The 8,927-nt window shown below is 67.1% G+C and carries 8 protein-coding genes and 2 tRNA genes; 6 read left to right on the plus strand and 4 right to left on the minus strand.

Going from position 1 to position 8,927, the window contains the following annotated elements; genetic code table 11:
* Window positions 1-380: 380 nt before the first annotated feature.
* From D0D37_RS44475 to D0D37_RS44495, 5 genes are all read left to right on the plus strand, one after another.
* On the plus strand, window positions 381-1,004 hold the full coding sequence (locus tag D0D37_RS44475; RefSeq protein ID WP_116206583.1) for an HU family DNA-binding protein: 624 nt from the start codon (window positions 381-383) through the stop codon (window positions 1,002-1,004).
* A 776-nt stretch (window positions 1,005-1,780) separates the two neighbouring features.
* Entirely contained in the window at window positions 1,781-2,986 is a 1,206-nt protein-coding gene (locus D0D37_RS44480; RefSeq protein WP_244223897.1) for a quaternary amine ABC transporter ATP-binding protein, read from the plus strand.
* On the plus strand, window positions 2,979-3,863 hold the full coding sequence (locus D0D37_RS44485) for an ABC transporter permease (RefSeq protein ID WP_116206585.1): 885 nt from the start codon (window positions 2,979-2,981) through the stop codon (window positions 3,861-3,863). Before D0D37_RS44480 ends, D0D37_RS44485 begins: the two co-directional genes overlap by 8 nt.
* A 32-nt stretch (window positions 3,864-3,895) precedes the next feature.
* On the plus strand, window positions 3,896-4,804 hold the full coding sequence (locus D0D37_RS44490) for a glycine betaine ABC transporter substrate-binding protein (RefSeq protein ID WP_116206586.1): 909 nt from the start codon (window positions 3,896-3,898) through the stop codon (window positions 4,802-4,804).
* A 166-nt stretch (window positions 4,805-4,970) separates the two neighbouring features.
* Window positions 4,971-5,471 carry a MarR family winged helix-turn-helix transcriptional regulator gene (locus D0D37_RS44495; RefSeq protein ID WP_167493653.1) on the plus strand — a complete coding sequence of 167 codons (501 nt, stop codon included), beginning with the start codon at window positions 4,971-4,973 and terminating at the stop codon, window positions 5,469-5,471.
* Here the strand turns inward: D0D37_RS44495 and D0D37_RS44500 are convergent.
* Window positions 5,468-5,956, minus strand: a complete 489-nt coding sequence (locus tag D0D37_RS44500; RefSeq protein WP_116206588.1) for a TetR family transcriptional regulator — start codon at window positions 5,954-5,956, stop codon at window positions 5,468-5,470. The two genes, D0D37_RS44495 and D0D37_RS44500, sit on opposite strands and share 4 nt — an antisense overlap.
* Before the next feature lie 76 nt (window positions 5,957-6,032).
* Between D0D37_RS44500 and D0D37_RS44505 the strand changes: the two genes are divergently transcribed.
* On the plus strand, window positions 6,033-7,091 hold the full coding sequence (locus D0D37_RS44505) for an FAD-dependent monooxygenase (protein WP_116206589.1): 1,059 nt from the start codon (window positions 6,033-6,035) through the stop codon (window positions 7,089-7,091).
* Window positions 7,092-7,258: 167 nt separating this feature from the next.
* Here the strand turns inward: D0D37_RS44505 and D0D37_RS44510 are convergent.
* From D0D37_RS44510 to D0D37_RS44520, 3 genes are all read right to left on the minus strand, one after another.
* Window positions 7,259-7,331, minus strand: a tRNA-Glu gene (locus D0D37_RS44510).
* An 89-nt stretch (window positions 7,332-7,420) separates the two neighbouring features.
* Window positions 7,421-7,492, minus strand: a tRNA-Gln gene (locus D0D37_RS44515).
* A 49-nt stretch (window positions 7,493-7,541) separates the two neighbouring features.
* Entirely contained in the window at window positions 7,542-8,378 is an 837-nt protein-coding gene (locus D0D37_RS44520) for an HAD family hydrolase (protein WP_116206590.1), read from the minus strand.
* Window positions 8,379-8,927: the final 549 nt, after the last annotated feature.

The raw sequence follows: 8,927 nt of genomic DNA on the forward strand, positions 1-8,927 counted from the left end.
CCCCAACCCCAGACCGCCTTCCGCCACGCCCGTGCGGGACAGCCTTTTTCGCGCGGTTTTCGATCGTCCTCAGTAGACCGTCCGGCCGCTCCGAAGGTCGTCCGAGCGGCCGCGCGCGACGCCGCCGGAGAACCTCAAGAAAAGGCAAAACCGCAGGACAGCGGGTGTCTACATGCGACTTTGCCGATGCCGCAAGCACTCTCGCGGGTCTTCCGGCCAGTGAAAGAATCCGGTGCCGCGAGCCTCGCGAGGGCCGGCAGTAACCCGGACGCGGCAACGAAAAAGGCAGGTCCCGATTGGACTTGCGAAGTCTATGGGTGATAATAGCTGCGTTCGGCCTGTATGGCCGTATAAAACATGTTCTGGTTGGAGGAACTGGAATGGCCAACAAGGCCCAGCTGATCGAAGCTCTGTCGGAGCGCATCGGCGACAAGAAGGCAGCAGCGGAAGCCGTCGACGGTCTCGTCGACATCATCATCCGCACCGTCCACAAGGGCGAAAAGGTCACCATCACCGGCTTCGGTGTCTTCGAGAAGCGCGCGCGTGCCGCCCGCACCGCTCGCAACCCGCGCACCGGAGAAGCCGTGCGGGTCAAGAAGACCAACGTTCCGGCGTTCCGCGCGGGCACCACGTTCAAGGACGTCATCTCCGGCTCGAAGAAGCTGCCGAAGGCGACTGCCGTGAAGCGTGCGACCGCCAGCACCGCGAAGGCGACCGCGACCCGCGCCACGGCGACGACCACCACTCGCGCCAAGGCCGCCGCCGCCAAGCCGGCCGCGACCCGCACCCGCGCCACCGCGGCCAAGGCTCCCGCCAAGGCCACCGCCGCGAAGGCCACCACCACCCGCGCCAAGGCGACCGCCACCAAGGCCACCGCGGCCAAGGCGGCTCCGAAGGCCACCACCACGCGGGCGAAGGCCGCTGCCAAGCCGGCCGCCAAGAAGACCACGGCGACCGCGAAGAAGGCTCCGGCCAAGCGCACCTCGGCCGCGAAGAAGAAGTAACTCCGGCTTTCCGGAACCAGTCGACAAGCCCCGCCCGGCTTCTCCCCGGGCGGGGCTTGTCGCATCTCTGCCCTTTTTTCCCGCCCCGGAGGCACTGTCCGGCCAGGGCGCCGACGAAGCCCGCACCGAAGACAGCACGATTTCGAAGCGGCAGAAGAGCGTTTCGCCGACCGCCTTCAAGATCCGTTGGCACGCTTGCCCGTCCGGATCCCGAAGCCGCATCCAGTACCGCGGGCCCGCCGTCCCGGCGGCGAGCATGGCCCCCGCCCGACCACATCCGCGCAGCGCGAAGGAATCGACGGAAGACCGCGGCGTTTTCCTGATCACACCGGCCATCTCGCGCCCGTCTCCAGTCGATCACCTGTTCCCCCAAGCAACTGCGAACGCCCGCGCGAAGCGGCCTTCGAGGTTTCCTTGCTGTGTCCGGATCGCCACCTTGCGTGGCCGTCGGGTGTCGGCGATCACCCAGGCCACGCAAGGTCCACAACAGACTTTCGGGTTGTTATGCGAACGTGACAACCACGCACTGTGGCCGGGGGTAATCCAGTCGGGCGAACAGGCGAATCCGGACTGGTTTCGCCAGCGCACACCGTCTTTTCCCCGCTGCCGCAGCGGTGTCTCGCGGGCGGGCGCGCGGCGTGGGCGAAAGTGGGTGCCGGGCCACGAAAACCGGCCATCATCGGTGAACCGGTCGCGCGATCGGCTCCGCGCAGTGTTGGTCTATGCAATCATATCGCCCGGCAAAGGACCCCGAATGCGAAGAACATGAGACGACTGTGCCGATAGTTCGTGTGGAGAAGCTGTACAAAGTGTTCGGCCGCCGGGCGGAAGAGGCGGTCGGCAAGCTGGAGAACGGCGCCGATCGCGCCGAATTGGAGCTGCCCGGCGTGACCGCGGCGGTGATCGACGCCTCCTTTACCGTGGAGCGCGGCGAGATTTTCGTGGTGATGGGACTGTCCGGTTCGGGCAAGTCGACCCTGCTGCGCACGCTGAACGGATTGCTCCCGGCCACTTCCGGGCGGATTCTGGTCGACGACGTCGACCTCACCGACAAGTCCGCGGCGCAGGTGCGCGAACTGCGCCAGCGGCGGATGAGCATGGTGTTCCAGCACTTCGCGCTGTTCCCGCACCGCACGGTCGCGGAGAACGTCGCCTACGGGCTGAGCGTGCAGAACGCGCCGCGCGAGCGGCAGCGCGAACGCACCGCCGAAGCGCTGGAGATGGTCGGGCTCACCGGATGGGAGGACCGGCTGCCCGGTCAGCTGTCCGGCGGGATGCGCCAGCGCGTCGGCCTCGCCCGCGCGCTGGCCGCGGACACCGAGATCCTGCTGATGGACGAGGCGTTCAGCGCGCTGGACCCGTTGATCCGCAAGGAGATGCAGGACCAGCTCCTGATCCTGCAGCGGCAGCTGGGCAAGACGATCGTGTTCATCACGCACGACCTCAACGAGGCCATGCGGCTCGGCGACCGGATCGCGATGATGCGCGACGGCCGGATCGTGCAGGTTTCGACCGCGCAGGAGATGCTCACCGAACCCGCCGACGACTACGTCGCGAAGTTCGTGCGCGACGTCGACCGTTCCCGGGTGCTCACCGCGTCCGCGGTGATGAAGCCCGCGGAAATCTCGTTCACCCCGGCGACGACGGCCGCCGAAGCGCTGGAAACGATGCGCCGGAACGAACTCGCCGGAGTGCTGGTGACCGAGGACGGCAAGTTCGCCGGCGCGGTCGACCGGCGCGCGGTGAGCGAAGCGGCCGGCCGCGGCGGGGAAACGATCGCCGGGATCGTCGACCGTTCCGCCGCGCGCACCAGCCCGGAAACCCAGATGGCCGACCTGTTCGGCCACGCCGCGTCCGCGCCCGCGCCGCTCGCGGTCGTCGACGCCGAGGGCGCGCTGCTCGGCATGGTGACCCGCGAGGCGCTGCTGAACGCGCTGAGCACAGGAGAAAACGACCAGCAGGAGGTGAACGCCCGTGTCTGACAACGTCCTCGTCGGCGACCTGCCGCAGATTCCCGTCGGCACCTGGTTCAAGGCGATCATCGACTGGCTGCAGGGCAACATCGGCCCGTTCTTCGATTTCGTCGACAAGATCGTCAACGGCGCGGTCACCGGGCTCGCCTCGGGGCTGACCTGGCTGCCGTGGCCGGTGCTGGTCGTGGTGTTCGCCGGGCTCGGCTGGTGGCTGCGCGGCTGGAAGTTCGGCCTCGGCTCGGCGATCGGGTTCTTGCTCATCGACAGCCTGCGCGAATTCCCGTCCGCGATGCAGACGCTGTCGCAGGTGCTGATTTCCGGCGTGGTCGCGGTGGCGATCGCGGTGCCGGTCGGGATCGCGGCCGCGCGCAACGAAACCGTGAGCCGGATCGTGAAGCCGATCCTGGACTTCATGCAGACGCTGCCCGCGTTCGTCTACCTGATCCCGGTCATCTTCTTCTTCTCGATCGGCCCGGTGCCGGGCGTGGTGGCGACCGTCGTGTTCTCGCTGCCGCCGGGCGTGCGGCTGACCGAACTCGGCATCCGCCAGGTCGACCCGGAAATGGTCGAGGCGGGCGAGGCGTTCGGCTCGCCGCCGCGGCGGATCCTGCGCGAGATCCAGATCCCGCTCGCGATGCCGTCGATCATGGCGGGCATCAACCAGATCATCATGCTGTCGCTGTCGATGGTCGTGATCTCCGGCATGGTCGGCGCGCCCGGGCTCGGCGCCGAGGTGTACGCCGCGGTCACGAGCCTGAAGCTGGACCTGGGTTTCAACGCCGGTCTCGGTGTCGTCGTGCTGGCCATCTACCTCGACCGGCTCACCTCCTCGCTGGGGGCGCGCTCCGCGGTGGGCCGCGCCCTCCGCCGGGCCGACGCGGCCTGATCCCTTACTCCGCAATCAGAAAGGACGAACGAGTGCGCACATCGAAACGCTTCGGCCGGATCCTCGCCGTGGGCGCCGCCGTGACGGCCCTGGTCGGCCTCACCGCGGCGTGCGGCGGCCGGGAGTCCCAGTCGGGCAACAGCCAGGAAGCCAAGAGCGTCACCATCGGCTACATCAACTGGGACGAGGACGTCGCCCTCACCAACCTGTACCAGGCGGTGCTGGAGGAAAAGGGCTACAAGGTCAAGACGCAGATGCTCGACGTCGGCCCGATCTACGCGGGCCTCGCGAAGGGCGACGTCGACCTGTTCCTCGACTCGTGGCTGCCCGCGACGCACAAGCAGTACTGGGACCAGTACAAGGACCAGCTCCAAGACCTCGGCGTCTGGTACGACAACGCGACCCTGAACCTCGCGGTGCCGGACTACGTGAGCGACGTCAACAGCATCGCCGACCTCAAGGACAAGGCGAGCATGTTCGGCGGCAAGATCACCGGCATCGAGGCGAGCGCGGGCGAAACCGGCATCGTGCAGAAGGACGCGATCCCGCAGTACGGCCTCGACGGCACGATGACCCTGCAGAACTCGTCGACCACCGCGATGCTGGCCGCCCTCGACAGCTCGATCAAGGCGAAGAAGCCGATCGTCGTGACGCTCTGGCACCCGCACTGGGCGTACTCGCGCTACCAGCTCAAGGATCTCAAGGACCCGAAGGGCGCCATGGGCAAGGGCGAGCAGATCCACGCGCTGGGCCGCAAGGGCTTCGACAAGGACTTCCCGGCGCTCGCCGGCGTGGCCAAGAAGCTGAAGATGTCGGACGAGGACCTCGGTTCGCTCGAGGACGCGATCCAGAAGGCCCCGAAGGGCCAGGAAAAGACCGCCGCCAAGCAGTGGGCGGATCAGCACAAGCAGTTCGTGGACCAGGCTTTCGCCGGTCTCTGAGCCGGCACTGCCGGCTGTGAAACGGCCCCGCCTCCCGTTCTTCGGGACGGCGGGGCCGTTTCTTTTTCCACCGCGCCGGGCAGCTGACGAGGCCCGTTTCCCCCTGATTCGTTGCCCAGCACCGTTATCGAACGGAATCCGCCGCGCGATGCGGCACACTGGACACATGCCTCGCGCGCCGATCCCTGCCCGCACCGACGTACCCGACGACGTCGACGCGGTCACCGAAGCCGTGCTCACCGCTTCCCGCCTGCTCGTCGCCGTGTCCGCGCGGTCCATCGCCTCGGCGGGCGATCTCATCACGGTGCCGCAATTCCGGCTGCTGGTGGTGCTGCATTCCCGCGGCCCGCTCAAACAGGCCGCGCTCGCCGAGCATCTGGGCGTCACGCCTTCCACCGCGAGCCGGATGATCGACCGCCTGGTCGCCGTCGCGCTGGTCGCCCGGTTGGGCAATCCGTCGTCCCGGCGCGAGGTCGTCATCGAACTCACCCGGGAAGGCGACCGGATCGTCCGCGTCGTCACCCATCGGCGGCGTCGCGAAATCGCCGCCATCGTGGAAAAAATGCCCGAAACGGCCCGCCGCGGCCTGGTCGACGCCCTCACCGCTTTCGCCGAAGCAGGAGGCGAACCGCCGGCCGGAAGCCCAGCCGACGCAGTCTGGGTCTAAATTTCCGCCGCCACCGCGCGAATCCCGTCGGTCACCTCTTTCGCCGACGGCGCTTCCTCCGGGTCGAGCAGCCACTGCACCATCAGTCCGATCACCAACGCGCTCTGCACCGCCCCGCCGACGCCCTGGCGGGCCTCCCGCAACCCCTGCACGAGATGCTGCCGCACATCCGGCGACCGCTCCGCCTGCACAAGCGCCTCCAGCTGCGCGACCCACAACGCCCGATGCTCGCCGAAGCTGTCGATCATCCGCTTCAGCCCCTGCTCGGACATCTCGAACGACGAATCCGCGACCTGACCGCCCAATTCGTCGACCGCGGCCACCAGCGCCTGCGTCAACAACGCGTCCCGCGACCCGAAGTGGTACCCGATCGCCGCGTGACTGACCCCCGCCGCGGCCGCGATGTCGCGCACCGTCGTGTTGCCCCAGCCCCGCTCGATCAAGCACCGCTTCGCCCCGGCCAGCAGATCCTCGCGATTACCCATGGCGACAGCCTAACTTGCCCATCTGGTTTATCCAAATGGTTTGACCAAATGGACAAACCCGCGCTACGTTTCCCCCATGACCTCCCTGAACGTCCTGATCTCCGGTGCCGGCGTGGCCGGCACCACCCTCGCCGAACTCCTCACCCGCTCCGGCCACCGGGTGACGCTCGTCGAACGCGCCGCAGGTCTCCGGCACACCGGCTACGCCGTAGATTTCCGCGGCACCGCTTTCGATGTCTTGGCTGAGCTGGGCATCCTCGACGCGGTCCGCGACCACGACACGAAAATGACCGGAACCGCCGTCCTCGACCGCGACGGCGTCCAGGTAGACCAACTCCCCGCCGAGGCTTTCGCCGGTGAGCTAGAGGTCCCCAAACACGTCCTGAACGAGCTGCTGTACGACCTGACTGTCGATCATGTCGAGTACCGCTTCGGCACCTCGATCGCGTCGCTGGCGCAAACTGAGGCCGCCGTGACCGCTGAACTGACCGACGGCTCAACGGAAACCTACGACCTTGTCTTCGGCGCGGACGGCGTGTACTCGAAGGTCCGCCAACTGGCCTTCGTCCCGCACTCCGCCGCGTTGCAACACCTGGGCCTCTCCGGCGCGGGCTTCACGATGCCGAACTTCCTGGGCCTGGACCACAGCGGACTCCTCCGCGCTGTCAACGGCACTGCGGTGTATCTGTTCAACTCAGCGGATCCGGACCGTCTCACCGTGAGCCTGTCCTTCGGCACGCCCTCCGGAGCTTTGGACCGCCTCGATCGAGCCGACCAAGAAGCAGCGACGCGCGCCGCCTTCGCCGGTGACACCTGGCACACCCCTCGCCTGCTGGAGGCGATGTCCGCGGCGTCGGACTTCTACTTCAGCTCGAACGCGCAGGTGCATGTGGACAGCTGGTCGACGGGCCGAATCGCCTTGCTGGGAGACGCCGGATACTGCGCCGCTCCCGCCGCGGGCATGGGCACCTCGCAAGCCCTGCTCGGCGCGCGCTCGCTGGCCCGTCACTTGGCGACCGCGGAGCACCCGGAGGCTTTCGCTCGGTATGAGGCCGAACTCCGCCCGTATGTCACGGAAAATCAGGCGAACGGCCGCTCAGCGGCAGCCATGTTCGGCGGCTCACAAGAGAACTGAGCCGCGCTGGACCTCAGGGCCCACCGGACTTTCCTTCGGCGGACCTGACTGCCTTGCCCATCGCGCCCTCGCGCGGTCCCCACCAGTCCCGCCCACCACACCAGCCCCGGGCTTTCCCGATAAACACAACAAAGCCCGGTTGATCATCAGATCAACCGGGCTGGCTGTACCCCCGATGGGATTCGAACCCACGCTACCGGCGTGAGAGGCCGGCGTCCTAGGCCGCTAGACGACGGGGGCTTAGGAACTTCCCCGTTTCCGGGGCGTTTCTTGCGAGAGAGAACTTACCAGAAGCGATTTCGCACTTCCGAGAGGGGCCCTCTCCGCAGCTGGGGTACCAGGACTCGAACCTAGACTAACTGGACCAGAACCAGTCGTGCTGCCAATTACACCATACCCCAGTGAGGTACTTTCCCGGTTGCCCAGGTCAGCGCCGCACGAGAAGAAATACTAGAACATCCCGCCGCGGACCTTCGCAGCGGGGGTCCCCGCCGTCCGCGGGGCGGGCACGCCGACCGTCGCGTACTCCGAAACCAGCAGCTCAGGAAGCTCAGAGAGGCCGGTCACCGTGTGCACCCCCTCAGGCGCGCGCTCGCCGGTGCGACCGGTCCCGTCGCGATCGAGCCAGACCGCGCCGAGCCCGGCGTCGAACGCGCCGACGGCGTCGGTGTCGAGCTTGTCCCCGACGTGCACCGTGCGTTCCGGCGGGCAGTCCAGCGCCAAGCACACCGAGTGGAACATCACCGGGTCGGGTTTCGCGACCCCGACCTCGCCCGCAATCGCGACATGGTCGAAAAACGGCGCGAGCCCGAGTTCCGCGATTTTCTGCCGCTGATGAACCCCTGAGGCGTTCGTCACGGCGGCGAGTTGCAGCCCGGCGGCACGCAGCCATTCAAGACAAGGAAGAACATCGTCGAATAACCGCCAGGACCGCGCCAAAATCTCCCGTCGGCGCGCCTCGAACGCGCTCACTTGCGCGGAGTCCCCGAAGATCCCCAACTCGGCGAGGAAACATTCAGTGCGCCGGTGATGCATCACGTCGTAGCCGAGCTTCCCGGCGACAACGAGCGCGACGTGCTCCTCGGTGATCAAATCCCACAACGGCCAAAGGTCGTCGCGCCCAGTGAGCGCGTGGAGAGTACGGCGGATCGCGGCGGTGCAGTCGATCAACGTGTCGTCGATGTCGAGGCAAACCAGGCTCAGCTCAGGAGGCGCCCACGGTTCGCGACCGGCAGCGGCCGGCGGGGCAGGATGAGCACGCGACAGAGCGGCCGGGGCGAAATCCACCCCGTGAGGCTAGGGCACTCGCCGCGTTCGCAACGCGGCCAAAAAGGTGATTAAGCCAGAGCGGTTGCCGCTGACCGGCTCTACCGCAGGTGCGCAAAGTGTCCGCCCGGTGACGTTCACCACCGCCCCGGAGGGCCGAGCGGGTGAAAGACGCTTACTCCGCGCTCAACCGGAAACTTGCAAATTCCGAACGATCTCCTCCACCGCCCGAGCCGACTTCCCCTCACACTCACGCCGGAAAACCCTTTCACCCCAACACCTTCCGGCCACGGACACCCTCCCTTACGACCTGTCGCCCCCCAAAGCAACAACAATCACGCATAAGTTCCGCCACCGAACTAACCGGCCGAAATCTCTTTCCCGAAAATGCCGCCACTCCGCTCTTTCCGACCCGGACGGCAGCCTCGCTCTCTCGAGATCGACATACCCGAACCACACACCATTACGCGAACTCTCCACATTCTGGCCCCCACGCGACAACATCAACTCCCCTGTCGGCACCGACCAGCCCCGCTTTTCACCACTCCCCTCAGCAGCACCCCCTAACTG

The organism is Amycolatopsis circi, from assembly GCF_003385235.1.
Classification (GTDB): domain Bacteria; phylum Actinomycetota; class Actinomycetes; order Mycobacteriales; family Pseudonocardiaceae; genus Amycolatopsis; species Amycolatopsis circi.

Bases quoted from the DNA above. Each gene is read 5' to 3' on its own strand.
- D0D37_RS44475 (WP_116206583.1), top strand. From the start codon at position 381: ATGGCCAACAAGGCCCAGCTGATCGAAGCTCTGTCGGAGCGCATCGGC.
- D0D37_RS44495 (WP_167493653.1), top strand. From the start codon at position 4,971: ATGCCTCGCGCGCCGATCCCTGCCCGCACCGACGTACCCGACGACGTC.
- D0D37_RS44500 (WP_116206588.1), bottom strand. From the start codon at position 5,956: ATGGGTAATCGCGAGGATCTGCTGGCCGGGGCGAAGCGGTGCTTGATC.
- D0D37_RS44505 (WP_116206589.1), top strand. From the start codon at position 6,033: ATGACCTCCCTGAACGTCCTGATCTCCGGTGCCGGCGTGGCCGGCACC.